The following is a 17,773-nucleotide window of genomic DNA, read 5'->3' on the forward strand; positions in this document are numbered from 1 at the left end:
TGCGGCGTGTGCATTGCGTATTTCCAGGGTTAGTCACGCGTAACCGGCGCACCATCACAGACGGTGAATGTGCGTAACGCCGCCCTTCTAGTTTCGGGGATCGAAGCCCCCCGAAACCACAGGAGGACAGACGATGAGGCCCTGGATCAGTGACTGGCGGCCCGACGATCCGGATTTCTGGCAGAAGCACGGCCGGAAGGTGGCCAGGCGGAACCTGCTCTTCTCCATCTTCGCCGAGCACCTCGGGTTCACGCTGTGGACCGTCTGGAGCATCGTGGCCGTGCAACTCGGCTCCTACGACTTCTCCACCGACCAGCTCTTCTGGATCGTCGCCCTGCCCAACCTGGTCGGCTCGGCGCTGCGCATCCCGTACACCTTCGCCCCGGCCAGGTTCGGCGGCCGGAACTTCACGGTGGTCAGCGCTCTGCTCCTGCTCGTGCCCGCGGTGCTGCTGGCCGTCGCGGTCGGCGATCCCGCTACCCCCTACTGGGTGTTCCTGCTCATCGCGGCCACGGCGGGGCTGGGCGGCGGCAACTTCGCCTCCAGCATGGCCAACATCACCCACTTCTACCCTCGGGACAGGCAGGGGGTCGCACTCGGGCTCAACGCGGCCGGCGGCAACATCGGGGTCAGTTCCGTCCAGCTCCTCATGCCGTTGGTGATCGGGGCGTTCGGGCTGGCCGCCGCGGGGCTGTTCTGGATCCCCTTCATCCTGGCCGCGGCGGTGGGCGCCTACTTCTTCATGGACAACCTGACCTCGGCCAAGGCCAGTCCCGCGGACCAGCTGAAGGTCGTCGGCCGGGTCCAGACCTGGATCATGTCGGTCCTGTACATCGGTACGTTCGGCTCCTTCATCGGCTACTCCACCGCGTTTCCGCTGCTCATCAAGAGCCAGTTTCCCGAGCAGGCCTCGCTGGTCTGGCTGGCCTTCCTCGGACCGCTGCTCGGCTCCCTGGTCCGCCCGGCGGGCGGCTGGCTGTCGGACCGGCTCGGCGGGGCGCGGGTGACGTTCGTCAACTTCGCCGCGATGGCGGGCTCGGCGGTGCTGGTCTGGCAGGGGCTGTCCCAGCGCGGCTTCGCGCTGTTCTTCTGCGCCTACATGCTCCTGGTCGCCACCACCGGCATCGGCAACGGCTCCACCTACCGGATGATTCCGGCGATCTTCCGGGCCAAGGCGCTCGCGGGCGTGATCCCGGGCACGGCCGCCTACGACGCCGCCGTGGCCGCCGGGAGGCGGGACGCCTCCGCGGCCATCGGAATCATCTCCGCGATCGGTGCCTTCGGCGGGTTCTTCATCAACCGCGGATTCGGTAGCTCCATCGCCGCGACCGGCGGGGCGGGAGCCGCGCTGGCCTCCTTCGCCTGCTTCTACCTGGTGTGCGCGGCCATCACCTGGGCCTGTTACCTGCGCGCCGCGGGCGGTGCGCCGAGCCTGGCGGCGGCCCGGGTGTGAGCGCCGCGGCCAGGCCCGGCGCCCGCCCTGCTCACACCCGGCACCGGCCTGGCCGACGGATGACTCACACCCACCTCATTGCGAATGTGAACGCGGTTAGTGGCTTGTAGCACATCGGTAACAGGGGAGACCTCGCGGTGAAACCGCCTGAAAGCACCATCGGATCCATGCCGGTCTCACTTTCCCCCCAGACACCTGTGAAGGGTGGGACGGCGACGCACTGCCCCTACTGCGCTCTGCAGTGCGGCATGAACGTCGCGGTGGACGAGACCGTCACGATCACTCCGCGTCATGACGTCCCGGCCAATGCGGGAGGACTGTGTCAGAAGGGCTGGACCGCCGGTGAGCTCCTCACCGGCGAGCGGCTGACCGCCCCGCTGTTGCGCGGCGAGAAGGTCGGCTGGGACGAGGCGCTCGGCTTTGTCGCCGACCGGATACGCGCCGTCCAGGCCGAACACGGCCCCGACGGCGTGGCCGTGTTCGGCGGCGGCGGCCTCACCAACGAGAAGGCGTACCAGCTCGGCAAGTTCGCCCGGGTGGTGTTGCGGACCAGCCAGATCGACTACAACGGCCGGTTCTGCATGTCCTCGGCCGCCGCGGCCACCAACCGGGCCTTCGGGATGGACCGCGGCCTGCCCTTCCCGATCACCGATCTCGCCCGCGCCGACGCGGTCCTGATCGCGGGCGGGAACATGGCCGAGACCATGCCGCCGTTCGTCCGTCACCTCGCCGCGATGCGCGCGGCGGGCGGCCGGCTGATCGTCATCGACCCGCGGGTCACCGCGACCGCCCGGCAGGCCGACCTGCACCTGCAGCCGACCCCCGGCACCGACCTGGCGCTGGCCCTGGGCCTGCTGCACATCGTGGTCGCCGAAGGTGATGTCGACGAGGACTACGTGGCCGCCAGGACGAGCGGGTTCGACGCGGTCCGCACCTCGGTCGCGGCCTGGTGGCCCGAGCGAGTGGAACGGATCACCGGTGTGCCGGTCGCCCGGATGCGCGCCGCGGTCGCGATCCTCGTGGGCGCGAACCGGGCGGTGATCCTCACCGGGCGCGGCGCCGAGCAGCACGCCAAGGGCACCGACACCGTCAGCGCGTTCGTCAACCTCGCGCTCGCCCTCGGGCTGCCAGGGCGCGAGGGGTCGGGTTACGGCTGTGTCACCGGGCAGGGCAACGGACAGGGAGGCCGTGAGCACGGACAGAAGGCCGACCAGCTTCCCGGCTACCGCAGGATCGATGATCCGGCGGCCCGTGCCCACGTCGCCGCCGTGTGGGGCGTCGACCCCGGTGACCTGCCGGGGCCCGGCCGCTCCGGCTACGAACTGCTGGACGCGCTCGGCACCGGCGGCGGCCCCCGGGCACTGCTGCTGTTCGGCTCCAACCCGCTGGTCTCCGCGCCGCGTGCCGGGCACGTCGCCGAGCGGCTCGGCTCACTGGACCTGCTCGTGGTCTCGGACCTGGTCCTGTCGGAGACGGCCGCGATGGCCGACGTCGTGCTGCCCACCACCCAGTGGGCCGAGGAGAGCGGCACCATGACGAATCTGGAAGGCCGGGTACTGCTCCGCCGCCAAGCGGCCGCTCCGCCGTCAGGGGTGCGGAGCGACCTTGAGATTCTCCGGGGGCTCGCCACGAGACTGCGCGGGACAGCCGGAGCCGAGGGTTTCCCCACCGATCCGCGCGAGGTCTTCGACGAGCTCCGCAGGGCCTCGGCGGGCGGGACCGCCGACTACGCCGGCATCACCTATGAGCGGATCGCCGCCGAGACCGGGGTGTTCTGGCCCTGCCCGGCCGAGGATCACCCGGGTACTCCCCGGCCTTTCCTGGACGGCTTCGCCACGCCCGACGGGCGCGCCCGGTTCGTACCGGTCGAGCACCGTCCGCCCGAGGAGGAGGTCGACCCGGAATATCCGCTCCACCTCACGACGGGACGGGTGCTCGCGCACTACCAGAGCGGTGCGCAGACCCGGCGGATCGCCACACTGAACATGGCGGCACCCGAGGCGTTCGTGGAACTCCATCCCGACCTCGCCGAGCACCTGGGTGTGGCCCCGGGGGAGACGCTGCGGGTGGTCAGCCGGCGTGGCGCGACCGAGGCGCCGGCCAGGGTCAACCCGGCGATCCGGCAGGACACCGTGTTCATGCCGTTCCACTGGCCGGGCGTCAACCTGCTCACCAACCCCGCGCTGGACCCGGTGTCGAGGATGCCGGAGTTCAAGGTCTGCGCGGTCAGAGTGGAGCGTGCCGGATGACCCGGATCGTGGTCGTGGGCAACGGGATGGCGGGCGCCCGTCTGGTGAGCGAGATCCGGGCCCGTGACCGGTACGTCGGGCTGACCGTGTTCGGGGCCGAGGAGTCGCAGCCCTACAACCGCGTGCTGCTGTCGAACGTCGTGGCCGGGACGATGCCGCCCTACCAGGTGCGACTACTCGACCCGGCCTGGTACGCCGACCATTCGGTGACGGCGCTGCCCGGGGTCGAGGTGACCGCCGTGGACCGTGAGAACCGGGCCGTGCTCACCGCCACGGGCAGGCGCGAGCCGTACGACGTCCTCGTGCTGGCGACGGGCAGCGAGGCGGTCGTGCCGCCGGTACCGGGCGCGGACAGGGCCGTCGCGTTCCGCACGATGGACGACTGCAGGAGGATCCTGCGGGCCGCCGGCGCGGCGCGGCACGCCGTGGTGATCGGAGGTGGTCTGCTCGGAGTCGAGGCGGCGCGCGGCCTGGCCGGGCGCGGGCTGCCGGTGACGCTGCTGCACCTGGCCGGGCACCTGATGGACCGTCAGCTGGACGCCGAGGCCGGGCTGGTGCTCGGCCAGACCCTGGGCGGGCTGGGGGTGAGGACCAGGACCGGCGTCGTGGTCGAGGAGATCCTCGACGGCGGTGTGCGGCTCGCGGGAGACGAGACGGTCGAGGCCGATCTGGTGGTGCTCGCCTGCGGGGTCCGCCCGGTGACCGGGTTGGCTCGCGAGGCCGGGCTGGAGGTGGCGCGCGGGATCGTCGTCGACGACGAGATGCGCACCGACGATCCGTCGATCTTCGCGATCGGCGAGTGCGCCGAGCACCGGGGCAGGGTCTACGGGCTGGTCGCGCCGGCCTGGGAGCAGGCCGCGGTGGTCGCCGACATCGTCACGGGGGCCGACAAGGCCGCCCGATACCGGGGATCGCGGCTGGTGACCCGGTTGAAGGCCAGGAGCGTGGAGCTGGCCGCGATGGGCGAGACGCATCTGACCGAGGACGACGCAGAGGTCGTGCGGTTCAGCCACCGGGCGGCGGGCACCTACCGCAAGCTCGTCATCCGAGACGGCCGCCTGGTCGGCGTGATCCTCCTCGGTGAGACGTCGGCGGTGGGCAACCTCACCCAGTTGTTCGACCGGGGAGGGCCGCTGCCGGGAGACCGGGTCGGCCTGCTCTTCCCCGGGCTGCAGGGCAACGTGGTCGCCGAGAGCCCGGTCAGGATGCCGGACGCGGCGAAGGTCTGCCAGTGCAACGACGTGACCAAGGGACAGATCAGGGCCTGCTGGGAGTCGGGCGCCAGGGACGTCACGGCCGTGGCCGCCGCCACCCGCGCCACCACCGGCTGCGGTGGCTGCCGCGACGCGGTCGAGGGCATCGTCGGCTGGCTCTGCGAGCAGGAAGGGGTCTCGGCGTGACCGGCGCTGGAGGCGGGGGAACGGCCGGGCGCCGGGCGGACACGGAGCCGCCCCGCCCGGTGAGCGGAGCGATCCATCGGGGACGGGCAGACGGAGCGGACGGAAGGACGAGCGCGATCATGTCACGACTTGTCGTGGTGGGAAACGGACCGACATCGCACCGGCTGGTCGAGGCCCTGGTCGCCAAGGGGTTCGCGGGCCGGATCACGGTGCTGGGGGAGGAGCCCCGAGCGGCCTACGACCGGGTGGCGCTGACCTCCTACCTGGCGGGCAGAAGCGTCGAGGATCTCACCTACCCGGTACCGGAGGAGGTCGTGCTGCGCCTGTCGTCCAGGGTCGTCGACATCGACAGGCGGAAGAGGGAGGTCACCACCGCGGACGGCCGTCGCGAGCCGTACGACATGCTGGTGCTGGCCACCGGGTCCAGCCCGTTCGTACCGCCGGTACCGGGCGGGGAACTGGACGGCTGCTTCACCTACCGCACGATCGACGATCTCGACGCGATCAGGGAGGCCGCCTCGGCCGCCACGAGCGGCGTCGTGGTCGGCGGTGGGTTGCTGGGGCTGGAGGCCGCCGACGCCCTGCGTGGTCTGGGCCTGTCGACGCACGTGGTGGAGATGGGCGGCTGGCTCATGCCCCGGCAGGTCGACGAGGGCGGCGGCGCGGTCCTGCGCGGTCACGTGGAGGCGCTCGGTCTGAGGGTGCACACCGAGGCGGGGGTGCAGGAGATCGTCGCGGGCCCGGACGGGCGGGTGGCGGGCCTGGTCAAGCCGGACGGGGAGACCGTCGAGGCGCAGATCGTGGTCTTCTCCGCCGGGGTCAGGCCCCGTGACGAGCTGGCCAGGCAGGCCGGCCTTGAGGTCGGCGGGCGCGGCGGGATCGTTGTGGACGACCGGATGCGCACCGCCGACCCGGCGATCTACGCGATCGGCGAGTGCGCGTCGCACGAGGGCATGGTCTACGGGCTGGTCGGCCCGTGCTTCACGATGGCGGAGGTCGCCGCCGACCGCATCCTCGGCGGCGGGGCGGCCTTCACCCGGGCGGATCTCTCCACCAAGCTCAAACTGCTCGGTGTGGAGGTCGCCCAGTTCGGCGCCATGGACGGCGCGCTGGACGTGACCTTCATGGATCCGGTGGGCGGGGTCTACCAGAAGCTGTTCGTCAGCGACGACGCGCGTACCCTGCTCGGCGGGATCTGCGTCGGCGACGCCACCCCGTACAACACCCTGAAGCCCTTCGTCGGCCGTGATCTGCCGGGATCGCCGAGCGAGCTGTTGTTCAGCGGCGGCCCGGCGAGCGTGGAGCTTCCCGACGACGCGCAGGTCTGCTCCTGCAACAACGTCACCAAGGGCCAGGTGCGCGCCGCCATAGCCGACCACGGCCTCACCGACGTGGCCGGGATCAAGGGGTGCACCCGCGCGGGCACCACCTGCGGCAGCTGCGTCCCGATGCTCAACCAGATCCTCGTCAAATCGGGTGTCGAACCCTCCAAGGCTCTGTGCGAGCACTTCGCGTACAGCAGGGCGGAGCTGTTCGACATCGTCCGGGTGCGCGCCATCACGACCTTCTCCCGGCTGATCGCCGAGCACGGCACCGGGCGCGGTTGTGACGTGTGCAAGCCGGTGGTCGCCTCGATCCTCGCCTCGCTCGGCGGCGGCCACATCCTCGACGGAGAGCAGGCCGCCCTGCAGGACACCAACGATCACTTCCTGGCCAACATCCAGCGCAACGGCACCTACTCGGTGGTGCCGCGCGTCCCCGGTGGGGAGATCACCCCGGACGGGCTCATCGTGATCGGCGAGGTGGCCCGCGACTTCGGCCTGTACACCAAGATCACTGGCGGGCAGCGGATCGACCTGTTCGGTGCCCGGGTCGAGCAACTTCCGCTGATCTGGAAGCGCCTGGTGGACGCGGGCTTCGAGTCCGGGCACGCCTACGGCAAGGCGCTGCGCACCGTGAAGTCCTGCGTGGGGTCGACCTGGTGCCGGTACGGCGTGCAGGACGCCGTCGGCCTGGCCATCGCGCTGGAGCTGCGCTATCGGGGGCTGCGCTCGCCGCACAAGCTGAAGTCGGCGGTCTCCGGCTGCGCCCGCGAGTGCGCCGAGGCCAGGGGCAAGGACTTCGGCGTCATCGCCACCGAGCGTGGCTGGAACCTCTACGTGGGCGGCAACGGCGGCTTCAGCCCGCGCCACGCCGACCTGTTCGCCTCCGATCTGGGCACCGAGGAACTGGTCCGGGTCATCGACCGGTTCCTGATGTTCTACATCCGTACCGCCGACCGCCTGCAGCGCACCTCCGCCTGGCTGGAGGCACAGGGGACGGCCTACGTCAGGGAGGTCGTCCTGGAGGACTCCCTCGGGATCTGTGCCGACCTGGAGGCGCAGATGGAGCGGCACGTGGCCGGCTACACCGACGAGTGGCGCGCCACGATCGAGGACCCGGAGAAGCTACGGCGGTTCGTCTCCTTCATCAACGCCCCCGGGACGCCGGACCCCTCGATCGCCTTCGAACCCCAGCGTGACCAGGTGAAACCGGTCCTCATCCCACTGGAGGCGGTCCGTTCCTGACCGGCCGCCCCATGTCCCACATCCCCCGCGGCGCGTTGGGAGGCCCGTTCCGGCCCGCCACCGCCGACACCCCGAGGAGAGGCACTCACCGATGACCGTCCTGAGCGAAGAGCTGGAGCAGGCCGGCTGGACGCCGGTCTGCTCCTACACCGATCTGCTGCCCGAGCGCGGCGTGTGCGCGCTCGTCGGCGGTCGCCAGATCGCGCTGTTCCGTGCCTTCGACGGCACCCTGTTCGCGATCGGCAACCGCGACCCGTTCAGCGGCGCCCACGTCCTGTCCCGCGGGATCATGGGCACCAGGGCCGGCGAGCCCGTGGTGGCCTCCCCCATGCACAAGCAGGCTTTCTCCCTTGTGACGGGGGTGTGCCTGGACGACCCCGCGACGGCCGTGCCCACCTACCCGGTCCGCCTCACCGGCGAAACGGTGGAGGTGGGCACGGGGTGAGCCCGCAGGCGGCCGGACACCTGAAGAAGATCAAGCGAGGAGTGGTGAACGACAGATGAGCATCGCCGTTCTGGACAGCCCCGCCGACTCTCCCGAGACCGCGCCCGACGCGCTGGCCGGGTTCACGATCGGGGTCACCGCCACCCGGCGGCGCGAGGAGTTCTGCGCGCTGCTGGAACGCAGGGGCGCCAGGGTGGTGCGCGCTCCCGCGATCCGCCTGGTACCCCTGGCCGAGGACGCCGACCTGCTGGCCGCGACGCGCGCCGGCCTTTCCGCCCCGATCGACGACGTGGTGGTCACCACCGGGGTCGGCTTCCGGGGATGGATGGCCGCCGCCGAGGGCTGGGGGCTGGCGGGCGACCTCGCCGAGCACCTGGCCTCCGCGCGGCTGCTGACCCGCGGGCCCAAGGCCCGCGGCGCGGTCAGGGCCGCCGGGCTGAACGACCACTGGACCCCGTCCACGGAGTCGTGCGAGGAGGTCAAGCAGCACCTCCTGGCCCAGGACCTGCGCGGTCGCCGCATCGCCGTGCAGTTGCACGGGGAGCCGCTGACCGACTTCGTGGTCGCACTGCGCGAAGCCGGCGCGGAGGTCATCGAGGTGCCGGTCTACCGGTGGCTGCCCTACCGGGACGTGTCGCCGCTGCGCCGCCTGGTCAGCCAGGCGATCTCCGGCGGGGTGGACGCGGTGGCCTTCACCAGTGCCCCGGCCGTGCTGGCCATGCTCAACTCGGCCCGCGCGGACGGCCTGGAGGACGCACTGATCGCGGCCTTCGCGGGGCCGGTCGTCGCCGCCTGCGTGGGCTCGGTCACCGCCGGGCCCCTGGAGGCGCGCGGGGTGCCCACCGTGCAACCCGAGCGCTCCCGCCTGGGCACGCTGGCCCGTACCCTCGCCAGGCACCTGCCCGAACACAGCGTCACCCGCCTGGTCGCGGGCGGCCACCGGCTGGAGATCCGCGGCCACGCCGTCGTGGTGGACGGCGAGCTGAAGCCGCTGCCGCCGGCGCCGATGGCGGTGCTCAAGCGCCTGGCCGACAAACCTGGGCACGTGGTGGCCCGCTCCGACCTGCGGACAGTGCTTCCCGGCGGCCCGTCGCGCGACTCGGCCGAGCACGCGGTCGAGATGGCCATCACCCGCCTGCGCCGGGCGCTCGGCCCCTCGGGAATCGTCGAGACGGTCGTCAAACGCGGTTACCGCCTGGCCTGCGACCGGGGCGAAGGTCTGTGACGACGCTGATCCTCGCCGGGCACGGGACGCGCAGCGCGCGGGGGGAGGAGACCCTGGCCGGACTGCGCGACCTGGTACGCGAGGGCCGCCGGGGAACGCGCGTCGAGCAGGCGTTCCTGGAGATCAGCTCACCCCCGCTGGCCGACGTGCTTGTCGAGGTGCCCGGCCCCCTCGTGGTGGTCCCGCTGCTGCTGGCGGGCGGCTACCACGTTCACATCGACCTGCCCGCGGTGGTGGCCGCGGCCAGGCCGGACGCCACGGTGACGGCCCCGCTGGGGCCGCATCCGCTGCTCGCGGCCGTGCTCGCCAGACGGCTGGCCGCCGCGGGGCTGAGGGCGGCGGACTCGGTGATCCTGGGAGCCGCGGGGTCGTCCGACCCCGCGGCGCTGGCCGACGTGCGGGCGGCGGCCCGGCTGCTTTCGGTCCGGATCTCCCGCCCGGTCACCGCGGCCTTCGCAGCCACGGGCGCCCCATCGATCGCCGAGGCCCTGGAGCGGCTGCGTTCAGGACCCGCGCCGCGGATCGCGCTCGCCTCCTACCTCCTGGCCCCGGGCTTCTTCCAGGACCGCCTGGAGGCGTCCGGTGCCGACCTGGTCGCCGCCCCCCTGGGGGTGGACGCCGACCTGGCCGCGCTGGTGTGGGCCCGGTTCGACCAGGCGTGCCAGGCGCCGGTGACCTCGGACTCGGACCGGAGGCGCCTGGTCTCCGCGCACCCGGTCCTGAAGGAGCGGAACGGCCGGCGGTGACCGCCGGCCGCGGGCTCAGCCGTCGGAGTCGCGGTCGCGCCGGCGCAGGTAGCGCTCGAACTCGGCGGCGATGGCGTCACCGCTGGCCTCGGGCAGCTCGGCGGCGTCCTTGCGCTCCTCCAGCTCCTTGACGTACTCGGCGACCTCGCTGTCCTGAGAGGCCAGCTCGTCGACGCCGTGCTCCCAGGCCCGGGCCTCCTCGGCCAGCTCGCCCAGCGGCATCGGGATGTCGAGCAGATCCTCCATCCGGCTGAGCAGTGCCATGGTGGCCTTCGGGTTGGGGGGCTGGGCCACGTAGTGCGGCACCGAGGCCCACAGCGACACGGCGTGCAGCCCGGCCGCGCCCAGGGACTGCTGGAGCACGCCGACGATGCCGGTCGGTCCCTCGTAGCGGCTCAGCTCCAGGTTGATCGCCCTGGCCAGCCCCTCGTCGGTCGCCGAGCCCACGATCGGCACCGGACGGGTGTGCGGCGAGTCGTTGAGCAGCGCGCCGAGTAGAACCGCCAGCTCGACCCCCAGCTCCCGGCAGACTAGGACGATCTCCTCGCAGAAAGCGCGCCAGCGCATGTTGGGCTCGATGCCGCGGAGCAGCACCACGTCGCGGTCGACGCCCGGTGGTCTGGCCACCGACAGCTTCGTGGTCGGCCAGGTGATGGAGCGTGTCAGCCCCTCGCCCATCTCGACGATCGGGCGGGTCACCTGGAAGTCGTAGTACTCCTCGGGGTCCAGGGAGACCAGCGGGGTCGCCTTCCACTCGCCCTCGAGGTGCGCGATCACTCCGCTCGAGGCCTCGCCCGCGTCGTTCCACCCCTCGAACGCGGCGATCATCACCGGGTCGACGAGCTCGGGCAGACCTTCGATCTCGATCACGCGCCCCCTCCTTCTCACCGCACCGTCCTATCCGGCTAAGCCTATGCCGTGAGGGGGCCTTCACGTCACCTTCCGGATGTGGTGTGGACGATCAGGACGTCGCAGCCCGCGCGCTGGGACACGCCGGACGGCACCGAGCCGAGCAGCCGCCCCGCCAGGCTGTTGAGTCCCCGGTTGCCGACGACCACGAGATCGGCCCCGCGCCTGCCTGCGAGCGAGACCAGCACGTCCACCGCGTCGCCCTCCTCGGCGGCCAGTTCGATCGCCCGGGCGCCTGCGGCGACCGCGCGCTCCCGGGCGGCGCGCAGGGCGTCGTCCGCCGGGGTGGAGCCGGTCACCTTGTAGGAGAGGTCGCCGAGGACGTCGGCGGCGGCGTTGCGGTCGCGTTCGCGCATGGGGGAGTAGGCGCAGGCCAGGATCAGGTCGGCGCCGGTGGCCGCGGCGAGGGAGGCGGCCGAGGAGACCGCGCCGAGGGAGGAGGCGGAGCCGTCGGTGCCGACAAGGATGGTGCGGTAGGTCGCCATCGGTACCTCACAGGGGTGACCGTATTAATTGGACAAGAAGTTCAATTGCTGTCGACAACAATAACGGCCATGTGGATCCCAGTACTCTTGTCTCATGACAAGCACCCCGTCTTTCCGTGAAGTCCTGGCCGAGCGCGTAATGGTCGCCGACGGGGCCATGGGGACGATGCTGCAGGCCCACGACGTCACCATGGACGACTTCCAGGGTCACGAGGGCTGCAACGAGGTGCTCAATGTCACCCGCCCCGACATCGTCCGTGCCGTGCACGAGGCCTACTTCGAGGTGGGGGTCGACTGTGTCGAGACCAACACCTTCGGGGCCAACCTTTCGGCTCTCGGTGAATACGACATCTCCGAGCGGGTCTTCGAGTACTCGGAGGCCGGTGCCCGCGTCGCCCGGCAGGCGGCCGACGCCTGGTCCACCCCCGAGCGGCCGCGTTTCGTGCTCGGCTCCATCGGCCCCGGCACCAAGCTCCCGACTCTCGGGCACAAGCCGTACGCCGTGCTGCGCGACGCCTACTACGACAACGCCGCGGGGCTGGTCGGCGGTGGCGCCGACGCCCTGATCATCGAGACCTCCCAGGACCTGCTCCAGGTCAAGGCGGCGGTGATCGGCGCACGCCGGGCCATCGCCGACGCCGGCCGGGACGTGCCGATCATCGCCCAGGTGACCATCGAGACCAACGGCGCGATGCTGCTGGGCTCGGAGATCGGCGCGGCACTGACCGCGATCGAGCCGCTCGGCGTCGACGTGATCGGCCTGAACTGCGCGACCGGTCCGGCCGAGATGAGCGAGCACCTCCGCTACCTGGCCCGCCACGCCCGGGTCCGCCTCTCGTGTATGCCCAACGCCGGACTGCCCGTGCTGACCTCCGATGGCGCCTACTACCCGCTGACCCCCGAGGAGCTGGCCTCGGCGCACGAGAACTTCACCCGCGACTACGGCCTCTCCCTCGTCGGCGGCTGCTGCGGCACCACGCCCGAGCACCTGCGCCGGGTCGTCGAGAGGGTACGCGGGCTCCAGACGGCCTCGCGCCGGCCCCGCCCCGAGGCCGGTGCCGCCTCCCTCTACCAGAGCGTCCCCTTCCGCCAGGACATCTCGTACATGGCCATCGGCGAGCGCACCAACGCCGTCGGTTCCAAGGCCTTCCGGGAGGCGATGCTCGCCCAGGACTGGGAGGAGTGCGTGGAGATCGCGCGGGCGCAGGCCCGCGACGGCGCGCACATGCTCGACCTCTGCGTCGACTACGTGGGGCGCGACGGCGTGGCCGACATGAAGGAGCTGGCCTTCCGCTTCGCCACCGCCTCCACGCTGCCGATCGTCCTCGACTCCACCGAGCCCGCCGTGCTGGAGGCCGGGCTGCAGATGCTCGGCGGGCGCGCGGTCGTCAACTCGGTCAACTACGAGGAGGGCGACGGCGTCGAGTCGCGCTTCCACCGGAACATGAAGCTGGTCCGCGAGTACGGCGCGGCCGTGGTGGCCCTGACCATCGACGAGGAGGGCCAGGCGCGCACCGCCGACTGGAAGGTCCGGATCGCGCTGCGCCTCATCGAGGACCTGACCACGAAGTGGGGCATGAACGTCGAGGACATCCTCGTCGACGTGCTCACCTTCCCCATCGCCACCGGCCAGGAGGAGACCAGGCGCGACGCGCTGGAGTCGATCGAGGCGATCAAGGAGATCAAGCGACACCACCCCGGGGTGCAGACGGTCCTGGGCTTGTCGAACGTGTCGTTCGGTCTCAACCCCGCTGCCCGCATCGTGCTCAACTCGGTCTTCCTCAACGAGTGCGTCAACGCCGGCCTCGACGCGGCGATCGTGCACGCCTCCAAGATCCTGCCGATGGCGCGCATCCCCGAGGAGCAGCGCCAGGTCGCCCTGGACATGGTCTACGACCGGCGCAGGGAGGGGTACGACCCGCTGCAGCGGTTCATGGAGCTGTTCGAGGGCGTCGACGCCGCGGCTCTCAAAGCGAGCAAGGCCGAGGAACTCGCCGCGCTGCCGCTGTGGGAGCGGCTCAAGCGCCGGATCGTCGACGGCGAGCGCAAGGGCCTGGAGGCCGACCTCGACGAGGCCCTCGCCCAGCGCCCCGCCCTGGAGATCGTCAACGACGTGCTGCTCGACGGCATGAAGACCGTCGGCGAGCTGTTCGGCTCCGGCCAGATGCAGCTGCCGTTCGTGCTCCAGTCGGCCGAGGTGATGAAGACCTCGGTCGCCTACCTGGAGCCGCACATGGACCGGGTCGAGGGTGAGACCAAGGGCCGCATCGTGCTCGCCACGGTCAAGGGCGACGTGCACGACATCGGTAAGAACCTGGTCGACATCATCCTCTCCAACAACGGCTACGAGGTCGTCAACCTCGGCATCAAGCAGCCGGTGTCGGTCATCCTGGAGGCCGCGGAGGAGAAGAGGGCCGACGTCATCGGCATGTCCGGGCTGCTGGTGAAGTCCACGGTCGTCATGAAGGAGAACCTGGAGGAGATGAACTCCAGGGGCATCTCCGACAGGTTCCCCGTGTTGCTCGGCGGGGCCGCGCTGACCCGTGCCTACGTCGAGCAGGACCTCGCGGAACTGTTCCAGGGTGAGGTCCGCTATGCCCGCGACGCCTTCGAGGGACTGCGCCTGATGGACGCCTTCATGGCGGTCAAGCGCGGGGAGAAGGGCGCGAGCCTGCCACCGCTGCGCGAGCGCCGGGTCAAGACCGGGGCCACGCTGGTCAGAACGCCGACGGAGGAGCTGCCGGCCCGCTCCGACGTGGCCGTCGGCAACGCGGTGCCGACGGCGCCCTTCCTCGGCGAGCGCGTCATCAAGGGCGTACCGCTCGCGGAGTACGCCGCGTTCCTTGACGAGCGGGCGACGTTCATGGGGCAGTGGGGTCTCAAGGCCGCCCGAGGCGGTGACGGGCCCTCCTACGAGGAGCTGGTCGAGACCGAGGGCAGGCCGCGCCTGCGGATGTGGCTGGAGCGGATGCAGACCGAGGGCCTGCTGGAGGCGGCGGTCGTCTACGGCTACTTCCCGTGCGTCAGCGACGGCGACTCGCTGATCATCCTGGACGAGGGGGGCAACGAGCGCACCCGGTTCACCTTCCCGCGCCAGCGCCGCGACCGGCACCTGTGCCTGTCCGACTTCTTCCGCTCCAAGGACTCCGGCGAGGTCGACGTCGTCGCCTTCCAGGTCGCGACGATGGGCAACCGGGTCTCCGAGGCGGCGGCCGAGCTGTTCGCCAAGGACGCCTACCGCGACTACCTGGAGCTGCACGGCCTGTCGGTGCAGCTGACCGAGGCCCTGGCCGAGTACTGGCACGCGCGGGTGCGCACCGAACTGGGCATCGGCGGTGACGAGTCCCTGGAGGACATGCTCAAGGTCAACGTCATGGGCTGCCGCTACTCCTTCGGCTACCCGGCCTGTCCCAACCTGGAGGATCAGGTCCAGCTGATGGGGTTGCTCGACCCCTCCAGGATCGGTGTCGAACTGTCCGAGGAGTTCCAGCTCCACCCCGAGCAGTCGACGTCCGCGCTGATCGTCCATCACCCTGAGGCCAACTACTTCAACGTGTGACCGTCTGCCGGAAGGGCTACAAGGGTATGGAAGCGGTTCTCTTCGACATGGACGGGCTTCTCGTCGACAGCGAGAAGATCTGGTTTCAGGTCGAGACCGAGGTGATGGAGCGGCTCGGCGGCGAGTGGGGGGTCGCCCACCAGGAGAACATGGTGGGCGGCTCGATGTCGGTGGCCGCGGCGTACATGCTCCAGGTCTCCGGCGGCAGCGCCGCCCCCGAGGAGGTGGAGAACTGGATGATGGAAGGCATGATCTCCAGGCTCGCCGGTGGTGTGGAGATGATGCCGGGCGCCGCCGAACTACTGGCGGGGGTGCACGGGGAGGGCTTGGCCGCCGCCCTGGTCACCTCCTCGGCGCGGCCGATCGCCGAGGCGTGCCTGCGGAGCATCGGCAGGCACCACTTCGACCACGTGGTCACCGGTGACGACGTCGCGAGGACCAAGCCCGATCCCGAGCCCTACCTGACGGCGGCCCGCCTGCTGGGCGTGGACCCGGCCCGCTGTGTCGCGCTGGAGGATTCCCCGAACGGGGTGACATCGGCTACCTCGGCGGGCTGCCGGGTGGTGGCGGTGCCGAGCGTGCTGCCGATTCCCGGCGCGCCCGGCCGTCTTGTCGTCGGGTCGCTGCACGAGATCGATGTGGAGATCCTGCGCTCACTGTCCGCAGCTTCTCTCTGAGCGGCCCTGTCATCCGGCGGACGGCATGACAGATGCCGGTACGTTCCTTTCGTGAGAGTACGTGGTGGGGGATCCCCCTGATCTTTCATACGATCCTGACCGTATCCCCCTAGGGGGTGATCCCTCCTTGAGAAGGAGGGCCCGTCCCGATCCGACGTGCCAGGATGGATGTCGGATAGGTCAACATGAGGGGCGGTCCGCTGTGTCGTTCAATCAGATCGCGTGGTTGCCGCTCTGCGCCGGGGTCACCGGCGTGGGGCTGGTGCTGAGTTTCCTGCTGATGCGGCGCCGTGGCGTCGCAGCGGGACTGCGTGCCGCGGCCTGGTCACTGCTACCCGTCGCAGCCTTCCTGACCGGTGCGCTTCCCACCCTGTGGCAGATCGGCACGGCGATCATCGGTTTCCTCACAGGTCTGGTGTTCAACCCCGTGGTGTGGTCCGGGGTGGCGGTGACCGGACTCGCCGTGCTGCTCTTCCTGGTCTCCGGGTTCATGCGTGGCCGCCGCCTCAGGGCCGCCGCATCCTCGGCACCCCCGGTGTCCGCTGCGCCCACCGCGCCCGCTGTGGCAGCCGCTGGCCCTGGCGGGCGGGACGGGGCCGCGACGGCCGCCACGCAGCCGTTGCCCAAGCGCAAGGCCGCGCCCGCGCCCGCCTCCGGGGCAGCCGCGGCCAGGCCCGCCGCGAAGCCGGCCGCCGACGACGACTTCTCCGATATCGAGGACATCCTCAAGCGTCGCGGGATCGGGTGACGCTGGGTAATCGACTCATTCCCGTGTCACGAATCCAAGACAGAAGCGGAACGGCTTCCGGACATTAGCTCCAAGATCAGAACGAATGAATTTCACGTGAATCACAGTTAAGCCACATAGCGCCCCAGAGGGCTGGTCAGCGCAGTTCAGCCCATAGATTCTGCGCACGGGGCCACGAACTACTGGCCCGTAGACTTACGGCGCGCTACCCGACCCGGGAAACGCGTTGACGGACAACGTCGTCTGGGATCCAGGGGGCCAACTGTATGACCGCACCGCTCGACGCCCCCGGTAAGACCACCGAGGTCTCACCGGAGGCAGTGCTCGCGGGAGCGGGCGTGAAGGCGATCCAGGGCCGCTCGCTCGGGCAGATCGCGTGGATGCACCTGAAGCGCGACAAGGTCGCGCTCGTCGGTGCCGGCGTGGTCGTTCTGCTGATCGTCGTTGCGATCTTCGCTCCGCTGATCGTGGGTCTGCTCGGCCATCCGCCGAACGAGTTCCACCAGGAGATGATCGACACCTCCACCATGACGCCCAAGGGCGGCACGGGCATCAGCGGGGAGTTCCTGTTCGGGGTGGAGCCGGTCAACGGTCGTGACCTTTTCAGCAGGGTCATCTACGGAGCGCGGATCTCGCTGCTGATCGCGGTTCTCGCCACCCTGCTCTCGGTGGTCATCGGCACCGTCATGGGGGTCATGGCCGGTTACTTCGGCGGCTGGGTCGACACGCTGATCAGCCGCACGATGGACGTCTTCCTCGCCTTCCCCCTCCTTGTCTTCGCGATGGCCCTGGTCGGTGTCCTCGGCCAGTTCGAGCAGAGCCTCGGGGTGAAGGGCGACGCGCTGCGCATCGGCCTGCTGATCTTCGTGATCGGTTTCTTCAACTGGCCGTACATCGGCAGGATCATTCGCGGTCAGACGCTGTCACTGCGGGAACGTGAATTCGTCGACGCGGCCCGCAGCCTGGGGGCCCGCGGGCCGTACATCCTGTTCCGTGAGATCCTGCCGAATCTGATCGCGCCGATCCTCATCTACGCGACGTTGCTCATTCCGACGAATGTCCTGTTCGAGGCGGCGCTCTCGTTCCTGGGAGTCGGTATCCAGGCGCCCACGGCGACCTGGGGGGGCATGCTCTCGCAGGCGGTGAAGTTCTACAACGTGCCGCATTTCATGTTCTTCCCCGGTATGGCGATTTTCATCACGGTGCTGGCCTTCAATCTCTTCGGCGACGGGCTGCGCGATGCCCTCGACCCGAAATCGTCCCGCTGACCCTCAACCTCCCGTTCTCCTGGAATTAACAAGGGGTGCAAG

Annotated in this window: 13 protein-coding genes; 11 read left to right on the plus strand and 2 right to left on the minus strand. The window is 70.5% G+C overall.

The features are described from left to right. The first annotated feature begins 133 nt into the window (after positions 1-133). The 7 genes from AB0K21_RS19115 (at position 134) to AB0K21_RS19145 (ending at position 10,085) form a co-directional block, all read left to right on the plus strand. Entirely contained in the window at positions 134-1,453 is a 1,320-nt protein-coding gene (locus tag AB0K21_RS19115; RefSeq protein ID WP_364151495.1) for an MFS transporter, read from the plus strand. A 167-nt stretch (positions 1,454-1,620) separates the two neighbouring features. Beyond that, on the plus strand, positions 1,621-3,702 hold the full coding sequence (locus AB0K21_RS19120) for a molybdopterin oxidoreductase family protein (RefSeq protein ID WP_364151498.1): 2,082 nt from the start codon (positions 1,621-1,623) through the stop codon (positions 3,700-3,702). Next, positions 3,699-5,102: an FAD-dependent oxidoreductase gene (locus tag AB0K21_RS19125; RefSeq protein ID WP_364151501.1), complete on the plus strand. Its 1,404-nt coding sequence runs from the start codon at positions 3,699-3,701 to the stop codon at positions 5,100-5,102. The genes AB0K21_RS19120 and AB0K21_RS19125 overlap by 4 nt, the downstream gene beginning before the upstream one ends. A gap of 119 nt (positions 5,103-5,221) precedes the next feature. Further along, positions 5,222-7,669 (plus strand): nitrite reductase large subunit NirB, encoded by a 2,448-nt coding sequence (nirB, locus tag AB0K21_RS19130; protein ID WP_364151504.1) that lies wholly within the window; start codon positions 5,222-5,224, stop codon positions 7,667-7,669. Between the two features lie 91 nt (positions 7,670-7,760). Then, complete coding sequence (nirD, locus tag AB0K21_RS19135; protein WP_343961121.1) at positions 7,761-8,114, plus strand: nitrite reductase small subunit NirD; 354 nt, start codon at positions 7,761-7,763, stop codon at positions 8,112-8,114. 55 nt (positions 8,115-8,169) lie between these two features. Continuing rightward, entirely contained in the window at positions 8,170-9,339 is a 1,170-nt protein-coding gene (locus AB0K21_RS19140) for a uroporphyrinogen-III synthase (RefSeq protein ID WP_343961124.1), read from the plus strand. Beyond that, on the plus strand, positions 9,336-10,085 hold the full coding sequence (locus AB0K21_RS19145) for a CbiX/SirB N-terminal domain-containing protein (RefSeq protein ID WP_364151509.1): 750 nt from the start codon (positions 9,336-9,338) through the stop codon (positions 10,083-10,085). The genes AB0K21_RS19140 and AB0K21_RS19145 overlap by 4 nt, the downstream gene beginning before the upstream one ends. A gap of 15 nt (positions 10,086-10,100) precedes the next feature. Here AB0K21_RS19145 and AB0K21_RS19150 read toward each other — a convergent pair whose 3' ends face one another. After that, complete coding sequence (locus AB0K21_RS19150) at positions 10,101-10,955, minus strand: PAC2 family protein (RefSeq protein WP_030904623.1); 855 nt, start codon at positions 10,953-10,955, stop codon at positions 10,101-10,103. A gap of 65 nt (positions 10,956-11,020) precedes the next feature. Next, positions 11,021-11,479: a universal stress protein gene (locus tag AB0K21_RS19155; protein WP_343961131.1), complete on the minus strand. Its 459-nt coding sequence runs from the start codon at positions 11,477-11,479 to the stop codon at positions 11,021-11,023. Between the two features lie 94 nt (positions 11,480-11,573). Here AB0K21_RS19155 and metH point away from each other — a divergent pair, with 94 nt between their 5' ends. The 4 genes from metH (at position 11,574) to AB0K21_RS19175 (ending at position 17,731) form a co-directional block, all read left to right on the plus strand. Then, positions 11,574-15,038: a methionine synthase gene (metH, locus tag AB0K21_RS19160; RefSeq protein WP_343961133.1), complete on the plus strand. Its 3,465-nt coding sequence runs from the start codon at positions 11,574-11,576 to the stop codon at positions 15,036-15,038. A 26-nt stretch (positions 15,039-15,064) separates the two neighbouring features. Further along, entirely contained in the window at positions 15,065-15,715 is a 651-nt protein-coding gene (locus AB0K21_RS19165) for an HAD family phosphatase (RefSeq protein ID WP_343961135.1), read from the plus strand. Between the two features lie 202 nt (positions 15,716-15,917). Further along, the gene (locus tag AB0K21_RS19170; RefSeq protein ID WP_343961137.1) at positions 15,918-16,463 is read left to right on the plus strand and encodes a cellulose synthase; all 546 of its coding nucleotides are present in this window, start codon (positions 15,918-15,920) and stop codon (positions 16,461-16,463) included. A gap of 266 nt (positions 16,464-16,729) precedes the next feature. Then, a complete protein-coding gene (locus AB0K21_RS19175) occupies positions 16,730-17,731 on the plus strand; it encodes an ABC transporter permease (protein WP_343961139.1) in 1,002 nt (333 codons plus the stop codon). Positions 17,732-17,773: the final 42 nt, after the last annotated feature.

The organism is Streptosporangium sp. NPDC049248 (assembly GCF_040678965.1).
In the GTDB taxonomy this organism is placed as follows: Bacteria; Actinomycetota; Actinomycetes; order Streptosporangiales; family Streptosporangiaceae; genus Streptosporangium; species Streptosporangium fukuiense.